This window comes from Streptomyces sp. NPDC001868, from assembly GCF_040297125.1.
Lineage (GTDB): Bacteria > Actinomycetota > Actinomycetes > Streptomycetales > Streptomycetaceae > Streptomyces.
On record NZ_JBEOYO010000014.1, the window covers coordinates 64758 to 83323 of the forward strand.

The window sequence follows — 18566 nt, forward strand, 5'->3', positions numbered from 1 at the left end:
CCACCCCACCGGCAATGGCCTTCTTCGTATGTGCGACAGGTAAAGAGGCGAATCTCCATGACCACCAAGCCCGAGAAGAGCGACGAAAGCAAAGCGGAACGCGGCCGGTTCATGCTGAAGCTGTCCGGAGAGGCGTTCTCCGGGGGCGGTGGCCTCGGCGTCGACCCGGACGTGGTGCACGCCATCGCCCGGGAGATCGCGGCCGTCGTGCGCGACGGAGCGGAGATCGCGGTCGTCATCGGCGGCGGCAACTTCTTCCGCGGCGCCGAACTCCAGCAGCGCGGCATGGACCGTGCCCGCTCCGACTACATGGGCATGCTCGGTACGGTCATGAACTGCCTCGCCCTCCAGGACTTCCTGGAGAAGGAGGGCATCGACAGCCGCGTCCAGACCGCCATCACCATGGGCCAGGTCGCCGAGCCGTACATCCCGTTGCGCGCCGTGCGTCACCTGGAGAAGGGCCGCGTGGTCATCTTCGGCGCCGGTATGGGCATGCCGTACTTCTCCACCGACACCACCGCCGCCCAGCGCGCTCTGGAGATCGACGCCAAGGCGCTGCTGATGGGCAAGAACGGCGTGGACGGGGTCTACGACTCCGACCCCAAGACCAACCCGGACGCGGTCAAGTTCGACTCCCTCGGCTACGGCGAGGTCATCACCCGGGAGCTGAAGGTCGCCGACGCCACCGCGATCACGCTCTGCCGTGACAACAAGCTCCCGATCCTCGTGTTCGAGCTTCTCAAGGCGGGCAATATCGCGCGGGCCGTCAAGGGTGAGAAGATCGGCACTCTCGTGGGTGATCAGGGAAGCCGGGCCTGACCGGGTCCTTCCCCTGCCCGGGGGACGGAGCCTGACCGGGGGGATGGACAATGTCCTGCCGGTCGGGAACCGTGCAGGAACAAGACGCGACGCAGCCGGCCGCCGACCAGACCAAGAACAGCTGCCGGGCCTACTCAAGACACGCAGGAGCAAGTGGTGATCGAAGAGACCCTCCTCGAGGCCGAGGAGAAGATGGAGAAGGCCGTCGTCGTCGCCAAGGACGACTTCGCCGCGATCCGCACCGGTCGTGCGCACCCGGCGATGTTCAACAAGATCGTGGCCGACTACTACGGTGCGCTGACGCCGATCAACCAGCTGGCCTCGTTCTCGGTGCCGGAGCCGCGCATGGCCGTGGTGACCCCGTTCGACAAGACCGCCCTGCGCAACATCGAGCAGGCGATCCGCGACTCCGACCTGGGCGTCAACCCGAGCAACGACGGCAACATCATCCGAGTGGTGTTCCCCGAGCTGACCGAGGAGCGCCGCCGCGACTACATCAAGGTCGCCAGGAGCAAGGCCGAGGACTCCAAGGTGTCCATCCGCGCGGTCCGCCGCAAGGCCAAGGACGCGATCGACAAGCTCGTCAAGGACGGTGAGGTCGGCGAGGACGAGGGCCGTCGTGCGGAGAAGGAGCTCGACGACACCACGGCGAAGTACGTCGCCCAGGTGGACGAGTTGCTCAAGCACAAGGAAGCGGAACTCCTCGAGGTCTGATGAACGACTCTTCCTGGGGAGCGCCGCCACAAGCCGGGTACTGGGCGCCGACCGACCGGGGACCTGTCCAGGGGCACGCCCCGGCGGGTCCCCCGTACGATGCGCCTGAGGCCCAGCAGACTCGGCCCATGCCCATCGTGCCCGACGTACCCGCGCATGGCGGGAACCAGGACGACGACCGGGGGGCCGCTCGGCAGGCCGGCCCCCCGTTCCGCGACGAGACGCCGTCGGCGCACCCCCACGGGGAGGCGCCGCAGAAGCCGGAGCCCATGCCCGACGCCCCGCAGCCCGCCCCGCAGAAGAAGAGCGCGGGTCGTGACCTCGGCGCCGCCATAGGGGTCGGCGTCGGGCTCGGCGTGGTCATCGTCGCCTCGCTGTTCATCGTCAAGGCTGCCTTCGTCGGCGTGATAGCGGTGGCCGTGGTGGTCGGGTTGTGGGAGCTCACCTCGCGCCTACAGGAACGCAAGGGCATCAAGGCGCCCCTCGTTCCGCTCGCGGTCGGTGGCGCCGCCATGGTCGTCACCGGGTACGTCCGCGGGCCCGAGGGTGCCTGGGTGGCCATGGCGCTCACCGCGCTCGCCGTCCTCGTCTGGCGGATGACGGAACCGCCGGAGAACTACCTCAAGGACGTCACGGCGGGGGTCTTCGCGGCCTTCTACGTGCCGTTCCTGGCCACGTTCGTCGCGCTCATGCTGACCGCCGACGACGGGCCGCAGCGGGTCCTGGTGTTCCTGGTGCTGACCGTCGTCAGCGACACGGGCGCGTACGCCGTCGGCTGGCGCTTCGGCACGCACAAGCTCGCGCCGCGGATCAGCCCCGGCAAGACCCGTGAGGGCCTGCTCGGCGCGATCGCCTTCGCCATGGTCGCGGGCGCGCTGCTCATGCAGTTCGTCATCGACGACGGCGCCTGGTGGCAGGGCCTGCTCCTCGGCCTCGCCGTCGCCGCCAGCGCCACGCTGGGCGACCTCGGCGAGTCCATGATCAAGCGGGACCTCGGCATCAAGGACATGGGCACGCTCCTGCCGGGCCACGGCGGCATCATGGACCGCCTCGACTCCCTTCTCCCGACCGCCCCGGTGGTCTGGCTGCTGCTGGTGCTGTTCGTGGGCTCCGGCTGACGGTCGCGGTTGTCGTGCCTGTGGGCCCTCGTCCCGGTTCGCCGGGGCGGGGGCCCATTGCTGTGGCCGGGCGTACGGCTTGCCGGGGTGGGGACGGGCCCGGCCGCAGCTCCGGCCCACAGCCGCTCCGCCGGCCTACGCGTCACGCCGACGCCGGGCCGTGGCGCTGCCTCATGCACAAAAGTGGCCGACGGCCCGGTATCTCAAAGGCTTCGTGGCCACGTACGATGCTCCGCCTCAGCGGCCCGCGACCTTTGGGGTGGCCAGCATGGACCTTCTCGTCGGCGTGCTCGTGATCGCTCTCGGCCTCCCGTTGATCGGCGTTCTGAGCCGTAAGGTCTCCGACGGCCGACTGCAACAGACAGGTATGGCGATCTGGTTCGTGGGCTCTCCTGTGCTCCTCGCTCTCGGTGGATGGCTGATCTACCGAGGCCTCTCCTGACGGTCTCGGAATCTCGCCGAGCCACCCACGGGTGACCACCCCCACCCCTCCTGGGGCCTGGGCCACCGGAGTTGATCTGCGACACTGGGAGGGTTATGCCGAAGCCCGGAGAACTCACATTCGTCGCCCCCCGCGGAGCCAAGAAGCCGCCGCGGCATCTTGCTGATCTTTCGCCTGTGGAGCGTAAGGAAGCCGTCGCCGCGATCGGGGAGAAGCCGTTTCGCGCCAAGCAGCTGTCGCAGCACTACTTCGCGCGGTACGCGCACGATCCGGAGCAGTGGACCGACATCCCCGCGGGGGCGCGCGCGAAGCTTCAGGAGGCGTTGCTTCCGGAGCTGATGACGGTCGTGCGGCATCTGTCGACGGATCAGGAGACCACGCGGAAGACGCTGTGGCGGCTGTTCGACGGGACGCTCGTGGAGTCGGTGCTGATGCGGTACCCGGACCGGGTGACCATGTGCATCAGTTCGCAGGCCGGGTGCGGGATGAACTGCCCGTTCTGTGCCACCGGGCAGGCCGGGCTCGACCGGAATCTGTCCACCGCCGAGATCGTCCATCAGATCGTCGACGGGATGCGGGCGCTCAGGGACGGGGAGATCCCCGGCGGGCCGGCTCGGCTCTCCAACATCGTCTTCATGGGCATGGGCGAGCCGCTCGCCAACTACAACCGCGTCGTCGGCGCCATCCGCCGGCTCACCGATCCGGAGCCGGACGGGCTGGGGCTGTCGCAGCGCGGGATCACGGTGTCCACGGTCGGGCTGGTGCCCGCGATCCATCGGTTCGCCGATGAGGGGTTCAAGTGCCGGCTCGCGATCTCCCTGCACGCCCCGGACGACGAGCTGCGGGACACGCTCGTGCCGGTGAACACACGGTGGAAGGTGCGCGAGGTCCTGGACGCCGGATGGGAGTACGCGGCCAGGTCCGGGCGTCGGCTGTCCATCGAGTACGCGCTGATCCGCGACATCAACGACCAGGCGTGGCGCGGTGACCGGCTGGGCCGGCTGCTCAAGGGCAAGCCGGTGCATGTGAACCTGATCCCGCTGAACCCGACCCCGGGCTCCAAGTGGACCGCCTCCCGGCCCGAGGACGAGAAGGCGTTCGTCGAGGCCATCGCCGCCCACGGGGTGCCGGTGACCGTCCGGGACACCCGGGGGCAGGAGATCGACGGGGCGTGCGGACAGCTGGCGGCCACCGAGAGGTAGAACGGGGGGGAGAGGGCTCGTGGCCACCGGCAGGAGTCGGGATTCGGCCACGGGGTACTCTGACCCTCGTACGCATATCTTCATATTCCGACAGGGGAGCGCCACAGCGCTGAGAGTGCGGCAATCGGGCCGCAGACCCTCTGAACCTCGCCCAGGTCATTCTGGGTAGGAAGTTCGGTCTTCACTCAAGCTGTTGCGCCCTGCCCGGGAGCCGTAGGAACCTCCGGCGGTCCCCGGGCAGGGCCGCGTCTCTTCCTGGTCACCCCAGGAGGAATCAAGTGCAGTCAGCGCACATCAGAACGTTCGTCGCCGCGGCCGTCGGCCTCGGGCTCGTCACGCTGTCCGCGTGTGGTTCGTCGTCCTCCGACGACAGCGGATCGGGCGCCGGCTCCAAGAACGTCACCCTCGTCAGCCACGGCTCCTTCGCCTACTCCAAGGACGTGCTGAAGGCGTTCGAGAAGGAGTCCGGGTACAAGGTCAAGGTCCTGGAGAGCGGGGACGCGGGGCAGGCCGTCAACCAGGCGATCCTGACCAAGGACAACCCGCAGGGCGACGTCTTCTTCGGCGTCGACAACACGCTGCTGTCCCGCGCGCTCGACAACGGCCTCTTCCAGCCGTACGAGGCGAAGGGCCTCGACAAGGTCGGCGCCGAGTACCAGCTCGACAAGGACGAGCACCGGGTCACGCCCGTCGACTCCGGTGACATCTGCGTCAACTACGACAAGGCGTATTTCAGCGAGAAGAACATCGAGCCGCCTCGGTCGTTCGACGATCTCGTCAAGCCCGCGTACAAGGACCTCCTCGTCACCGAGAACGCCTCCACCTCCTCGCCCGGCCTCGGATTCGTCCTCGGTACGGCCGCGAAGTACGGCGACGACGGGTGGGCGGGCTACTGGGAGAAGCTCAAGGCCAACGGCGTCAAGGTCGTCGACGGCTGGGAGCAGGCCTACTACCAGGAGTTCTCCGGGTCGACGGACGGCAAGAAGGCGGGCGGTGACCGGCCGCTCGTCGTGTCGTACGCCTCCTCGCCCCCCGCCGAGGTCGTCTACGCGGACCCGAAGCCGAAGACCGCGCCCACCGGGGTCGCGGCCGGCACCTGCTTCCGGCAGATCGAGTTCGCGGGGCTGCTCAGCAACGCGAAGAACACCGAGGGCGGCAAGGCGCTGATCGACTTCCTGATCTCGAAGAGGTTCCAGGAGGACATGCCGCTCAACATGTTCGTGTACCCGGTGGTAGAGGGGGCGGCCGTGCCCGCCGAGTTCACCGAGTACGGGCCCGCGGCGAAGGACCCCGAGACCATGGCGCCGGAGAAGATCGCCGAGAACCGTGACCAGTGGGTCAAGTCGTGGACCTCTCTCGTACTGAAGTAACGAAGGCCCCGCGACGGACGGCCCGTAGGGGGAGCGCGGCACGGCTGGGGCTCATGGCGCTGCCCGTCGCGTTCTTCGGGGTGTTCTTCGCCCACCCCGTCGCCGCGATCCTCGTCCGGGGGCTGAAGGCCGACGGGATCTGGGAGCTCGGGCGGATCGGGGAGGTGCTCGGGGACTCCGGGATCCGGCACGTGCTGTGGTTCACCACCTGGCAGGCGCTCGTCTCGACCGCGCTCACGCTGCTGATCGCGCTCCCCGGCGCGTATGTCTTCGCGCGCTTCGATTTCAGGGGCAAGGACATTCTGCGGGCGGTCGTGACCGTGCCGTTCGTGCTGCCGACCGTGGTCGTCGGTACGGCGTTCCTGGCGCTGGTCGGTCGGGGCGGGCTGTTCGACGACCTGTGGGGCGTACGGCTGGACACCACGGTGTGGGCGATCCTGCTCGCGCATGTGTTCTTCAACTACGCGGTCGTCGTACGGACCGTCGGCGGGCTCTGGGCACAGCTCGACCCGCGGCAGGAGGAGGCCGCGCGGATGCTCGGGGCGTCGCCGCTCGCGGCCTGGCGGAGGGTCACGCTTCCGGCGCTCGCGCCGGCCGTGGCCGCCGCCGCGCTGATGGTCTTCCTCTTCACCTTCACCTCGTTCGGCGTGGTGCAGATCCTCGGCGGGCCGACCTTCTCCACGCTCGAAGTGGAGATCTACCGGCAGACCTCGGAGATCTTCGACCTGGGGACGGCCGCCGTACTGACGCTCGTGCAGTTCGCCGCGGTCGGGCTGATCCTCGCCGTGCACGCGTGGACCGTACGGCGGCGGGAGACCGCGCTGCGGCTGGTGGATGCCTCGCTCACCTCCCGGCGACCGCGCGGGGCGGGGCAGTGGGCGCTGCTGGGCGGGGTCCTGGTCACCGTCGTCGTGCTGATCCTGCTGCCGCTGGGTGTGCTGGTGGAGCGCTCGTTCGACACGTCGTCCGGGTCCGCCTTCGGCTACTACAAGGCGCTGACCAGCGACGACAGCGGGATCTTCCTGGTGGCGCCGATCGAGGCGGTCGGCAACTCGCTCACCTACGCGGCAGCCGCGACCGCCATCGCCCTGGTGATCGGCGGGCTCGCCGCCGCCGCGCTCACCCGGCGGGCCGGCCGGCTCGTCCGGGGCTTCGACGCGCTGCTCATGCTGCCGCTCGGGGTGTCGGCGGTGACCGTCGGCTTCGGGTTCCTGATCGCGCTGGACGAGCCGCCGCTCGACCTGCGGTCCTCCTGGATCCTGGTGCCGCTGGCCCAGGCGCTGGTGGGTGTCCCCTTCGTCGTACGGACCATGCTGCCCGTGCTGCGGGCGGTGGACGAGCGGCTGCGCGAGGCGGCGGCCGTGCTCGGGGCGTCGCCGTGGCGGGTGTGGCGCGAGGTCGATCTGCCGATGGTGCGGCGGGCGCTGCTGGTCGCGGCCGGGTTCGCCTTCGCGGTGTCGCTCGGGGAGTTCGGGGCGACCGTGTTCATCGCGCGCGCCGACAACCCGACGCTCCCGGTGGCGGTGGCGAAGCTGCTCGGGCGGCCCGGTGACCTCAACTACGGCCAGGCGATGGCCCTTTCGACGATTCTGATGGTGGTGTGCGCGGTGTCCCTGCTGGTGCTGGAGCGTCTCCGTACCGATCGCGCCGATCGTATGGGGGAGTTCTGATGGTGCTGCTCAGGCTTCAGGACGCGACCGTACGGTTCGACGGACGGCCCGTGCTCGACGCGGTCGGTCTGGAGGTCGCCGAGCACGAGATCGTGTGCGTGCTGGGGCCGAGCGGGAGCGGCAAGTCGACGCTGCTGAGGGTGGTCGCCGGGCTCCAACCCCTCGACGGCGGGCGGGTGTCGCTCGACGGCAAGGACCAGGCGGGCGTGCCCGCGCACAAGCGTGGTGTGGGCCTGATGTTCCAGGACCACCAGCTCTTCCCGCAGCGCGACGTGGCCGGCAATGTCTCCTTCGGACCCCGTATGCACGGCGCGGCGAAGGACGAACGGGCCGTACGGGTAAGGGAGTTGCTGGAGCTGGTCGGACTGCCCGGGGCCGCGCGGCGTCGGGTCGGGGAGCTGTCCGGCGGTGAGCAGCAGCGGGTCGCGCTGGCCCGGGCCCTCGCCCCGCGCCCCCGGCTGCTGATGCTCGACGAGCCCCTCGGGCAGCTGGACCGGTCGCTGCGGGAGCGGCTGGTCGTCGAACTGCGGGAGCTGTTCGGGGAGTTGGGGACGACCGTGCTCGCGGTCACGCACGACCAGGGTGAGGCCTTCGCGCTGGCCGACCGGGTCGTGGTGATGCGGGACGGGCGGATCGCCCAGTCCGGTACGCCCCTCGATGTGTGGCAGCGGCCGGTGGACGAGTTCGTGGCCCGTTTCCTCGGCTTCGACAACGTGGTCGAGGCGACCGTCACCGGGGCGGCCGCGGACACGGTGTGGGGCAAGGTGCCGGTGCCGGAGGGCTCGCCACAGGGGGCGTGCGCGCTGCTCGTCCGGCCCGCCGGTGTGCGCCTGGTCGATGTCGCCGACGGGCTGCGCTGCACGGTGGCCGCGCGCACCTTCCGGGGCACCCATGTCGCCGTGCACCTTCAGCCGGAGGGCGCCCCGCGCCTGGAGGCGGCGTGCGCGCTGCGGGACGCGCCGGGGCTCGGGGACGAGGTCGGTGTGTGCTTCGACGCGGCCGAAATCGTCGTGCTGGGAGCCGGTCCGGCCGCATAGGGTGCGGCACCATGGCGATGCCTCAGCAAGAACCCCAGGTCCGGCACGAACGCTACTGCGCCGAGATCGAGCTTCAGATACGGCGGTTGAGGGACATCGTGACCTCCGGCGCCGATCTGTCGAAGACCGTGCCGACCTGCCCCGACTGGTCGCTGGAAGAGCTTGTCCGGCACACCGGCGGCGCCCTGCGCTGGGTCGAACTGAACGTACGGACCCGGTCGAAGGAGGAGGTGACCGAGGCCGACGTCCCGCTGTACGAGGGCCCGGAGAAGCAGGGAGACCCGGCCGCGCTGGACGCGTGGCTCGCGGAGACCTGCGAGATGACCGCGGCCACGCTGCGCGAGGCGGGGCCCGAGGCGCCGGTGTGGTCGTGGGGCTGGGAGCACAGCGCGGGGTTCTGGGCCCGGCGGATGGCCCATGAGCAGGTCGTCCACGGCGCGGACGCGGCACTCACCGTCGGACGTGCGGTCGAGGTGGCGCCGGAGATCGCCGCCGACGCGATCGACGAGTGGCTGGAGATCGTCGAGTTCGTACAGCGGACCATGCCGCACGACGAGGCGGTCGAACTGCGCGGCCCGGGACGCAGCATCCACCTCCACGCCACCGACACGTCCCCCGAGGTGAACGCCGAGTGGGTGGTCGAGCTGACCGAGGACGTCGTGCGCTGGCGTCGCGGCCACGAGAAGGCGACCGTCGCGCTGCGCGGGCCCCTCACCGAGGTGCTGCTCGCCTTCTACCGCCGACTGCCGCCGGACGGTCGGCGGTTGGAGGTGCTCGGCGACCGGGAACTGCTGGACTTCTGGCTGGAACGGGCGACGTTCGGGTGAGCCGCCTGCACCCCCGCGAAACCCGTACCCCTCGGTGAGAGGTACGGGCCCAGGGGTGTACGCGCCGGCTCAGCGTGTGGAGGCCCCACGCCGCCGCATGCTGTAGTACACCGCGCCGGCGCCGAGGGCGACCAGCGCCGCCGCGGCACCGGCGATCGTGCCGGTGTTGGAGTCGCCACCGGTCGCGGCGAGGTTGGAATCGCCCTCGGGGGAGGGGGCGTTGTCGTCGTTCGAGCCCACGGGTGTGGTGCCCTCGGACGCGGATGCGGACGGTGAGGGGGAGTTCTTGGTCCTGGACGGCTCGTCCTTGCCGCTGCCCTCGCCCTCGCCCTTGTTCTTGTCCTTGTCTTTGCCCTTGTTCTCGTTGTCGGCGGGCTTCCCCGGGCTCTTCGAGGCGGCCGGTGGGGTGTCCGCGTCGGCCCCGCAGGCCTTCGCGGGGGCGATCAGGTTGGGCGCGATGTCCTCGTTGACGTAGTCCGCCGCCGTGACGTGGATGCGGTACTCGGCCTTCGGCTCCCAGTTCTCCTCGAAGGTGACGGTGACACCCTCGGCGGTGGAGTTCTCGATCGTCCTGCTGCCGACCTGACGCAGGTCTGCCCCGTTGTTCTCCAGATAGACGGTGATCTCGGCCTTGACGCCCTCGGGGTCCACGTCGGTCACACGGATGACGCCCTTGTCACCGTCGCACTCGGCGACGGCGGAGAAGTCCTTGATGCTGCAGGCCATGGCGTTGCCCGCGGCGCCGAACACGAGTGCGGCGGACGCGATGGCAACACCGACATGGCGCGAGGCTCGCGCGGTACGGGGGATTATGGACACGTTTGCCCTTCACGGGAAGCACAGGGGGAGTGGGGGTGACGGAGGGCCGCCGGAGGAGCGGCTTCCCCATGTGCCTCACAGGTTTATAAGCGCGCCATAAGTACTGTCAATCCGAAGAAGTGTTTGGGCGGTTGGCTTTGAGACGGGCCAAGGCTTCCGGGGCCTCCTCGATCCGGTCCACCAGGGCGATCCGGGCCTCCATCGAACGCCCCCGGGCCAGCGACCGCAGCAGCGGCCAGGCCGGCAGCTTCTCCGTCCAGTGCGCCCGGTCGACGAGGACCATGGGGGTCGGTTCGCCGCGCGACTCGTAGTAGTTGGGGGTCGCGTTGTCGAAGATCTCCTGGAGGGTTCCGGCCGCGCCCGGCAGGAAGACGACGCCGGTGTTGGAGCGGGCGAGCAGGCCGTCCTCGCGGGTGGCGTTGGCGAAGTACTTGGCGATGTGCGAGGCGAACGGGTTCGGCGGCTCATGGCCGTAGAACCAGGTGGGGATGCCGACGGAGGTGCCGCCCTTCGGCCAGCGGGTGCGCACCTCGAAGGCGGCGGCCGCCCACTCGGTGATCGAGGGCGTGAACTTCGGTGCCTTCGCCAGCAGCCGGAGCGCCTCGGCGAGCATCTCGTCGTCGTACGGGGCCGCGTAGGCACCCAGGTTCGCGGCCTCCATCGCGCCCGGGCCGCCGCCGGTGGCGACGGTGAGACCCGAGCGGGCCAGGGTGCGGCCGAGGCGGGCGGCACCCTCGTACGCCTCCGTGCCGCGTGCCATCGCGTGGCCGCCCATCACGCCCACCACCCGTGCGCCGGACAGGAGTTCGTCGAGGGCGTCCGAGACGGAGTCGTCGTGGACGGCGCGCAGCATGGAGGCGTACACGTCCCGGTCGGCCTTCGTCCGTTGGAACCAGGCGTACGCGAGGGCGTCCGGTGTCGCCTCGTAACCGCCGTCCGACAGGGACGCGAAGAGTTCGTCGGGGGAGTAGACCAGGCCCCGGTACGGGTCGAAGGGCAGACCGGGGACGGGCGGGAAGACCAGGGCGCCGTCCGCGCGTATCTTCGCCGCGGCCTCCTCGCGCATCGGGCAGCCGAGGAAGACGGCTCCCGTCGTGTCGGTGGCGAGCAGTTCGCGCGTACGGTCCGTCAGGTCCACGGCCTGGACGCGGAATCCGGAGAGGGTGCCACGGGCCGAGACGGTCGCGTCGAACTCCTCGATCGTCTCGATCTCGTGATCGTCGTGGTGGGCCGCGTGGGCGGGCATCGTCTGCACCCGCCCATGCTAGGTCGCTCCGCCGGGTCGGCCGGGCGCCTACGGGGTGGGGGCGACTGTGCGCGGGCGGCCGCGGGTTGTGCGTGGTTGCCTGCGCAGTTCCCCGCGCCCCTTTTGGGGCGCGGGCGCGGGTGTGGCCCTCAGCCCTCGATCGTGGTCGGGTCCATCCATACGACCTCCCAGGTGTGGCCGTCGAGGTCGTCGAAGGCGCGGCCGTACATGAAGTCCATCTCCTGGACCTTCTCGGAGGCCGTGCCGCCGGCGGCGACCGCCTTGTCGACCAGCTCGTCCACCTTCGCGCGGCTCTCGGCGCTCAGACAGAGCATCACCTCGCTGGTCTTCGTGGCGTCCGCGATCTCCTTCTTCGTGAAGGACGAGTAGAACGGCTTGGTGAGCAGCATCGCCACGATGGTGTCGCTGATCACGACGGAGGCCGCGTTCTCGTCGCTGAACTGGGGGTTGAGCGCGTAGCCCAGCTCCGTGAAGAACTTCTTGGAGGCGTCGAGGTCGTTCACGGGCAGGTTCACGAAGATCATCTGCTGGTACATGGCGAGGTCTCTCCCGTCGGTTTCGGTTCGTTCGGAGGGGTAGACCGGGGGCCCCTGCGAAAGTCATCGCCGTGCGCGGATATTTTTCGTACGAGTTTTCAGGCGGCCAGCGGAAGTGTCGCCAGCTGGGCGATGGTCCAGGTCAGCGGGCCGAACACGGCGAGCAGGGCGCCCGCGCGGAGCAGGGCCGCCTGCCGGGGCAGTGCGCTGGGCGCCCCCAGTCGCACCAGCGCGGCCGTGGTGTCCGCGTGCGCCCGCCGGGCCTCGACGGCGGCCGTCGCGAGGGTGAGCACGGCACAGCCGGCCACCACGAGCGCCCCCAGCAGGGTGAGCGGGCCCACCGCGGGGCGTGTGCCGGAGGACAGCGTCACCATGGCGTACGCCCCGGAGGCCACCGCGCACACCACGCCGAGCGGGCGACCGATGTGCCGGGCCTCCTCCTTGAGCACGCGCCCGGAGAGCAGGCGCAGTGCGCCGGGGCGTACGGACTGGAGCAGGCGCCCGGTGAGGTGGGTGAGCCCCGGCCCGACGAGGACCAGCCCGAGCGCGGTGAGCAGCCAGCCGCCGAGGACTCCGGCGGGGCTGTCGGCGAAGCCGCCGGGGAGGGTGAGGCCGGGGGCGTGGTCGGACTGTCCGGCGTATGTCTCGACGGCGAGGCCGACGGCCAGCACGGCGACGCCCCAGGGGAGGCCGCCGGGGGCGGGGCGTGGAGCCGCCGGTTCCTGGGGGCCCGTGGGGGCGGCGGGCTCGTCGTCCGGCTCCTCCTCGTACCTCGTGGCGCCCGCCGGGGACGCGGCCCGCCGGCCGATGGCGAAGGTGTCGTACGCCATGAAGCGGGTGCGGAGTCCGGCGGGCCGGGCCGCGGTGTCCTTGGGGCGCAGGACGAGCGCGGTCGTCACAGAGGCGGCGGCCGGTACCAGGGCGAGGAGGGTGAGGGCTGCCGGGAGCGGCAGGGGGCGGCCGGCGGCGAGGACGTCGGTGGCGGCGCCGTCGAAGGGCATGCCCGTGAGGTCGCCGCGCAGATGCAGGAAGAAGAGCAGGGCGAGGAGCGAGCCGAGGACGGTGGACAGGGCCGTCGTGACCGCCGAGATGGCCATCAGCCGGCCGGGGCCCAGGCCGATCGCGGACAGACCGGGGCGGGGCCGGGTGCCGGGGTCGGTCCGGGCCACCGTCACCGCGAAGTACACCGTGGCGGCGGCGGGCGCGACGCACCAGGCCAGCCGGAGTACCGAGCCGGCCGGGGCGTGCGGGTGGGCCATGGCGTGCCCCAGGGCGCAGAGCAGCAGGAAGCCCGTGCCACCGGTGGCCGCGGCGACCAGGAGACGGCGGAGCTGGACGGCGGGGTGGGCCCGGCGGGCTAGACGGAGAGCGAGCACGCGGCCCGGCCTTCCCCTTCGGCGGCGGCGCGATCGTCTCCGACGGCGCCGGCCCGGTCTGCCTCGTCGGCGCCGGTCGCGCGCTCCCCTTGGGCGTCCGATGCGTGCTCCGCCTGGGTGCCAGCCGTGCGCTCCGCTTGGGGGCCCGTCGCACGCTGCCCTTCGGTGTCGGCCACGCGCTGCCTATGGGCAACACCTGTGCGCTCCGCTTCGGCGGTGGGCCCGTCGGTCCCGCCGGTGGCGGGTCCAGCGGTTGCGTTGGTGGCGGGTCCGGCGGTCGCGTCGGCGGTGGGTCCGGCAGCCGTGTCGGTGGTGGGTCCAGCGGTCATGTCGGCCGGCGGATCACCTCCCCCTTCGGCCGGGGGCCGGCCTGCCTGCTCGGCGATGGGGCGACCCTTCGGCTTGGTGGTGGGGCGATGCGTGCCTTCGGCGGCGGGGCGGCCGGTGCGTTGGGCGGTGGGCCTGCCTGCGGCTTCCGCAGCGAGTCGGCCTGAACCTTCGGGCGTGGGGTGACCCGAGTCTTCGCGGGTGGGGCGCCCTGCATCTTCCGTGGCGGGGCGGCCTGTGCGTTCGCCGGTGCGGCGGCTCGTGGCTTCGGTGGCGGGGCGGCCTGTGCGTTCGCCGGTGCGGCGGCTCGTGGCTTCGGTGGCGGGGCGGCCTGTGCGTTCGCCGGTGCGGCGGCCCGTGGCTTCGGCGGTGGGGCGGCTCGTGGCTTCGGCTGTGCGGTGGTGGTCCGGGTGCGGTGCGGGGCTGTGGTCGGGGTCTGCTGGGAGGTGGTGTTCCGGGTTCGCTGTGGGCCGGTGGCCGGGGGCCGTCGTGGTGGTGCGGTTGGCGTTCGGGGTCGCGCGGGACTCTGCTTCCGGGGGAGGCGGCAGGTGGACCGTTTTCACGTGGCGGCCGTCCAGCAGGGTCAGCGTGCGGTCCGCGAGGGCGGCGGTTTCGGGGTCGTGGGTGGCGAGGACGACCGTGATGTCGTGGGAGCGGGCGGCCGTGGTGAGGGTGCGCAGGACGTGGGTGTGTTCGGCGCGGTGGAGGGGGGCGGTGGGCTCGTCCGCGAAGAGGACGGTGGGGGCGGCCACCAGGGCGCGCGCCACCACCACGCGCTGGCGCTCGGACTGGAGGAGGGCGTACGGGCGCTTGCGGGCCGCGTCGCGGATGTCGAGGCGCTCCAGCCACTCCAGGGCGGCGGCCTTGGCGGCCCGGCGGCCCGTGCCGCGCAGCATCAGCGGCAGGGCGGTGTTCTCCCAGGCGTTCAGCTCGGGGACGAGGACCGGCTCGGGGTCGATCCAGCCGAAGCGCTCGCGGCGCAGCCGTTCCCGGGCCAGCGGCCCCATGGTGTGCACGGGAACGCTGTTGAACCACACCTCGCCCTGCCGCACCCGCAGCTGTCCGGACAGGCACCGCAGGAGCGTGGTCTTTCCGCTGCCGCGCGGGCCGGTGACGGCGAGGATCTCGCCCTCCCGGACGGCCAGCGACACGCCTTGCAGGGCGGGTGAGCCGTCGTGCGCGTAGGTCAGACCACGTGCCCAGAGCACGTCGTTGTCCGGCGGGGCCACCATGGGCGTACACCTCGGTTCGGATCAGGATTGCCGCGGGGAGTCCCCCGTCCGGGGGAACGAAGGCAGGGCCGATCGGTTACAGGGGCACGCTAGGGAGTCAGGGTGGCGGGGGTCGGACAGCACACGGCCCGGGACGCCCCCATCTCACTCGGATGGGGGCGTCCCGGGCCGTTTCGATCACCGGATCGCGCGGGTGGGGCGCGGGTTACAGCAGCGTCCACGCCTCCGACAGCGTCGCCCGCAGGATCTGCTCGATCTCGTCGAAGGTCGACTGGTCGGAGATCAGCGGCGGCGCGAGCTGGACGACCGGGTCGCCGCGGTCGTCGGCCCGGCAGTAGAGACCGTTCTCGAACAGCTTCTTCGACAGGAAGCCGTAGAGGATCCGCTCGGTCTCGGCGTCGTCGAAGCTCTCCTTCGTCGCCTTGTCCTTGACCAGCTCGATCCCGTAGAAGAATCCGTTGCCGCGGACGTCGCCGACGATCGGCAGGTCGTGCAGCTTCTCCAGCGTGGACCGGAACGCCGTCTCGTTGTCGAGGACGTGCTGGTTGAGCTTCTCGCGCTCGAACAGGTCGAGGTTGGCGAGGCCGACGGCCGCCGAGACCGGGTGGCCGCCGAAGGTGTAGCCGTGCAGGAAGGTGTTGTCGCCCTTGTAGAACGGCTCGGCGAGACGGTCCGAGACGACACAGGCGCCTATCGGGGAGTAGCCCGAGGTCATGCCCTTGGCGCAGGTGATCATGTCCGGGACGTAGCCGAACTTGTCGCAGGCGAACATCGTGCCGAGCCGGCCGAAGGCGCAGATGACCTCGTCCGACACGAGCAGTACGTCGTACTGGTCGCAGATCTCGCGGACCCGCTGGAAGTAGCCGGGCGGGGGCGGGAAGCAGCCGCCGGCGTTCTGCACCGGCTCCAGGAAGACCGCCGCGACCGTCTCCGGGCCCTCGAAGAGGATCTGCTGCTCGATCTGGTCGGCGGCCCAGCGGCCGAAGGCCTCCGGGTCGTCGCCGAAGAGCGGGGCCCGGTAGATGTTGGTGTTCGGGACCTTGTGCGCGCCCGGGACGAGCGGCTCGAAGGGGGCCTTCAGGGCGGGCAGGCCGGTGATGGACAGGGCGCCCTGCGGGGTGCCGTGGTAGGCGACGGCACGCGAGATGACCTTGTACTTGGTCGGCTTGCCGGTGAGCTTGAAGTACTGCTTGGCGAGCTTCCAGGCGGTCTCGACCGCCTCGCCGCCGCCGGTGGTGAAGAAGACCTTGTTCAGGTCGCCGGGCGCATGGTGGGCGATCCGCTCCGCCAGCTCCACGGCCTTCGGGTGGGCGTAGGACCACACCGGGAAGAAGGCCAGCTCCTGCGCCTGCTTGAACGCGGTCTCCGCAAGCTCGACGCGGCCGTGGCCGGCCTGGACCACGAAGAGACCGGCGAGACCGTCGAGGTACCGCTTGCCCTTGTCGTCGTAGATGTACGTGCCCTCGCCCCGGACGATGGTGGGGACCGGGGCGTTCTCGTACGAGGACATGCGGGTGAAGTGCATCCACAGGTGGTCGTACGCGGTCTGGCTGAGGTCCTTGGGGCTCACGGTTATCGCGTCCTCACGGTTATCGGGTTCCCCACATATAGGTCTGCTTCTTGAGCTTGAGGTAGACGAAGCTCTCCGTCGACCGCACACCGGGCAGGGTCCGGATGCGCTTGTTGATGACCTCCAGGAGGTGGTCGTCGTCCTCGCAGACGATCTCCGCCATCAGGTCGAAGGAGCCGGCGGTGATCACGATGTACTCGACCTCCGACATCGCCGTCAGCGCGTCCGCCACGGGATCCAGGTCCCCGTCGACGTTGATGCCGAGCATCGCCTGCCGCCGGAAGCCCACGGTGAGCGGGTCGGTGACGGCGACGATCTGCATCACGCCCTGGTCGAGCAGCTTCTGGACGCGCTGGCGCACGGCCGCCTCGGACAGACCGACGGCCTTGCCGATCGCGGCGTACGGCCGCCGTCCGTCCTCCTGGAGCTGCTCGACGATGGCGAGGGAGACGGCGTCCAACTGGGGAGTGCCGTTCCTGGGCTCCTTGGAGTCCCTCCTGGGGTCCTTGGAGTCCTTCTGCTCTGCGCTTCGACTGGCCACGAGGTCACTGTGCACGACGTCTCGACAGTTCCGCAAGGCTGAATCGATGAAATTCGTTGTTTACGGGCTTGTAGCTTGCGGATTTCGCAGCCTTCGAGGTGTCGGGGGTGTTGAAAACGTCGGACGGCGGATTAGGGTGGTGTCTCAAGGACTGGACACCCCAACCTGGACGCCTACATCTGGAGGGCCGGCAGTGAGCACCGAGCTGCGTCGTCTGCGTAACTACATCGACGGGGAATTCCGTGACGCCGTCGACGGACGGACCACCGAGGTGGTCAACCCCGCGACGGGCGAGGCCTACGCGACCGCGCCCCTGTCCGGCCAGGCCGATGTCGACGCGGCGATGGCCGCCGCCGCGGCCGCGTTCCCGGCCTGGCGCGACACGACCCCGGCCGAGCGCCAGAAGGCCCTGCTGAAGATCGCCGACGCGTTCGAGGAGCGGGCCGAGGAACTCATCGCGGCCGAGGTGGAGAACACGGGCAAGCCGATCGGGCTGACCCGCTCCGAGGAGATCCCGCCGATGGTGGACCAGATCCGCTTCTTCGCGGGTGCGGCCCGGATGCTGGAGGGCCGCTCGGCCGGCGAGTACATGGAGGGGATGACCTCGATCGTCCGCCGTGAGCCGGTCGGTGTCTGCGCCCAGGTCGCGCCGTGGAACTACCCGATGATGATGGCCGTGTGGAAGTTCGCGCCCGCGATCGCCGCGGGCAACACGGTCGTGCTGAAGCCGTCGGACACGACGCCGGCGTCGACCGTCCTCATCGCCGAGATCATCGGGGCGATCGTGCCGAAGGGCGTCTTCAACGTGATCACGGGCGACCGTGACACCGGGCGGCTGATGGTCGAGCACCCGACCCCCGCGATGGCGTCCATCACCGGGTCCGTGCGGGCCGGTATGTCCGTCGCCGAGTCCGCGTCCAAGGACGTCAAGCGCGTCCACCTGGAGCTGGGCGGCAAGGCTCCGGTCGTCGTCTTCGCCGACACCGACATCGCCAAGGCCGTCGAGGACATCTCGGTGGCGGGCTTCTTCAACGCCGGGCAGGACTGTACGGCCGCGACGCGCGTCCTCGTCCAGGAGGGCATCCACGACGAGTTCGTGGCCGCGCTCGCGAAGGCGGCGGCCGAGACGAAGACCGGGCAGCCGGACGACGAGGACGTGCTGTACGGGCCGCTCAACAACCCCAACCAGCTCAAGCAGGTCTCCGGGTTCATCGAGCGGCTGCCGGCCCACGCCAAGGTCGAGGCCGGTGGTCACCAGGTCGGCGAGAAGGGGTACTTCTACGCGCCGACCGTCGTCTCCGGGCTGAAGCAGGACGACGAGATCGTCCAGAAGGAGGTCTTCGGGCCGGTCATCACGGTGCAGTCGTTCTCCGACGAGGAGCAGGCGGTCGGCTGGGCGAACGGCGTCGAGTACGCGCTCGCGTCGTCGGTGTGGACGAAGGACCACGCGCGGGCGATGCGGATGTCGAAGGCGCTGGACTTCGGGTGCGTGTGGATCAACACGCACATTCCGCTGGTCGCGGAGATGCCGCACGGCGGGTTCAAGAAGTCCGGGTACGGCAAGGATCTTTCGGGTTATGGGTTCGACGACTACACGCGGATCAAGCACGTGATGACGTCGTTGGGCTGAGGGGTTGGTTGACGGCCGCGGGTTCGTCGTGGTTGATCGCGCAGTTCCCCGCGCCCCTGAAGGGCCTTC

Annotated in this window: 16 protein-coding genes and 1 pseudogene; 10 read left to right on the forward strand and 7 right to left on the reverse strand. The window is 70.5% G+C overall.

Annotated elements, in window-relative coordinates; all coding sequences use genetic code 11:
- The first annotated feature begins 57 nt into the window (after positions 1-57).
- The 9 genes from pyrH (at position 58) to ABT147_RS18700 (ending at position 9199) form a co-directional block, all read left to right on the forward strand.
- Positions 58-819 carry a UMP kinase gene (gene pyrH / locus ABT147_RS18660; protein ID WP_351407256.1) on the forward strand — a complete coding sequence of 254 codons (762 nt, stop codon included), beginning with the start codon at positions 58-60 and terminating at the stop codon, positions 817-819.
- 156 nt (positions 820-975) lie between these two features.
- On the forward strand, positions 976-1533 hold the full coding sequence (gene frr / locus ABT147_RS18665) for a ribosome recycling factor (protein ID WP_037696051.1): 558 nt from the start codon (positions 976-978) through the stop codon (positions 1531-1533).
- On the forward strand, positions 1533-2651 hold the full coding sequence (locus tag ABT147_RS18670) for a phosphatidate cytidylyltransferase (RefSeq protein WP_351407260.1): 1119 nt from the start codon (positions 1533-1535) through the stop codon (positions 2649-2651). The genes frr and ABT147_RS18670 overlap by 1 nt, the downstream gene beginning before the upstream one ends.
- Before the next feature lie 268 nt (positions 2652-2919).
- Positions 2920-3093 (forward strand): hypothetical protein, encoded by a 174-nt coding sequence (locus ABT147_RS18675; protein WP_351407262.1) that lies wholly within the window; start codon positions 2920-2922, stop codon positions 3091-3093.
- Positions 3094-3188: 95 nt separating this feature from the next.
- Positions 3189-4295 (forward strand): dual-specificity RNA methyltransferase RlmN, encoded by a 1107-nt coding sequence (gene rlmN, locus ABT147_RS18680; protein WP_351407264.1) that lies wholly within the window; start codon positions 3189-3191, stop codon positions 4293-4295.
- A 278-nt stretch (positions 4296-4573) separates the two neighbouring features.
- Positions 4574-5665, forward strand: coding sequence for a thiamine ABC transporter substrate-binding protein (locus ABT147_RS18685; RefSeq protein WP_351407267.1), 1092 nt, complete (start codon positions 4574-4576; stop codon positions 5663-5665).
- A gap of 53 nt (positions 5666-5718) precedes the next feature.
- Positions 5719-7335 carry an ABC transporter permease gene (locus ABT147_RS18690; protein WP_351407269.1) on the forward strand — a complete coding sequence of 539 codons (1617 nt, stop codon included), beginning with the start codon at positions 5719-5721 and terminating at the stop codon, positions 7333-7335.
- 2 nt (positions 7336-7337) lie between these two features.
- Complete coding sequence (locus ABT147_RS18695) at positions 7338-8372, forward strand: ABC transporter ATP-binding protein (protein ID WP_351407487.1); 1035 nt, start codon at positions 7338-7340, stop codon at positions 8370-8372.
- A gap of 11 nt (positions 8373-8383) precedes the next feature.
- A complete protein-coding gene (locus ABT147_RS18700) occupies positions 8384-9199 on the forward strand; it encodes a maleylpyruvate isomerase family mycothiol-dependent enzyme (protein WP_351407272.1) in 816 nt (271 codons plus the stop codon).
- A gap of 69 nt (positions 9200-9268) precedes the next feature.
- Here the strand turns inward: ABT147_RS18700 and ABT147_RS18705 are convergent, their stop codons facing one another.
- The 7 genes and pseudogenes from ABT147_RS18705 to ABT147_RS18735 all read right to left on the reverse strand — a co-directional run bounded on the left by ABT147_RS18705 (position 9269) and on the right by ABT147_RS18735 (position 16882).
- Positions 9269-10018, reverse strand: a complete 750-nt coding sequence (locus tag ABT147_RS18705) for an LAETG motif-containing sortase-dependent surface protein (protein WP_351407274.1) — start codon at positions 10016-10018, stop codon at positions 9269-9271.
- A gap of 106 nt (positions 10019-10124) precedes the next feature.
- Complete coding sequence (locus ABT147_RS18710) at positions 10125-11273, reverse strand: LOG family protein (RefSeq protein WP_351407276.1); 1149 nt, start codon at positions 11271-11273, stop codon at positions 10125-10127.
- Positions 11274-11413: 140 nt separating this feature from the next.
- Positions 11414-11821, reverse strand: coding sequence for a VOC family protein (locus tag ABT147_RS18715; protein ID WP_351407278.1), 408 nt, complete (start codon positions 11819-11821; stop codon positions 11414-11416).
- Positions 11822-11919: 98 nt separating this feature from the next.
- Positions 11920-13197, reverse strand: coding sequence for a hypothetical protein (locus ABT147_RS18720; protein WP_351407280.1), 1278 nt, complete (start codon positions 13195-13197; stop codon positions 11920-11922).
- A gap of 845 nt (positions 13198-14042) precedes the next feature.
- Positions 14043-14756 (reverse strand): annotated as a pseudogene (locus ABT147_RS18725) (ABC transporter ATP-binding protein); the annotation flags it as partial.
- 205 nt (positions 14757-14961) lie between these two features.
- A complete protein-coding gene (locus tag ABT147_RS18730; RefSeq protein WP_351407282.1) occupies positions 14962-16326 on the reverse strand; it encodes an aspartate aminotransferase family protein in 1365 nt (454 codons plus the stop codon).
- A gap of 19 nt (positions 16327-16345) precedes the next feature.
- Entirely contained in the window at positions 16346-16882 is a 537-nt protein-coding gene (locus ABT147_RS18735) for an Lrp/AsnC family transcriptional regulator (protein ID WP_351407285.1), read from the reverse strand.
- Between the two features lie 178 nt (positions 16883-17060).
- On the opposite strand from ABT147_RS18735, the gene ABT147_RS18740 reads away from it, so the two are divergent.
- Positions 17061-18497, forward strand: coding sequence for a gamma-aminobutyraldehyde dehydrogenase (locus ABT147_RS18740; RefSeq protein ID WP_351407288.1), 1437 nt, complete (start codon positions 17061-17063; stop codon positions 18495-18497).
- Positions 18498-18566 lie beyond the last annotated feature (69 nt).

Coding starts and splice junctions, on each gene's coding strand:
- pyrH (WP_351407256.1), top strand. CDS start 58: ATGACCACCAAGCCCGAGAAGAGCGACGAAAGCAAAGCGGAACGCGGC.
- ABT147_RS18670 (WP_351407260.1), top strand. CDS start 1,533: ATGAACGACTCTTCCTGGGGAGCGCCGCCACAAGCCGGGTACTGGGCG.
- ABT147_RS18675 (WP_351407262.1), top strand. CDS start 2,920: ATGGACCTTCTCGTCGGCGTGCTCGTGATCGCTCTCGGCCTCCCGTTG.
- rlmN (WP_351407264.1), top strand. CDS start 3,189: ATGCCGAAGCCCGGAGAACTCACATTCGTCGCCCCCCGCGGAGCCAAG.
- ABT147_RS18690 (WP_351407269.1), top strand. CDS start 5,719: ATGGCGCTGCCCGTCGCGTTCTTCGGGGTGTTCTTCGCCCACCCCGTC.
- ABT147_RS18700 (WP_351407272.1), top strand. CDS start 8,384: ATGGCGATGCCTCAGCAAGAACCCCAGGTCCGGCACGAACGCTACTGC.
- ABT147_RS18715 (WP_351407278.1), bottom strand. CDS start 11,821: ATGTACCAGCAGATGATCTTCGTGAACCTGCCCGTGAACGACCTCGAC.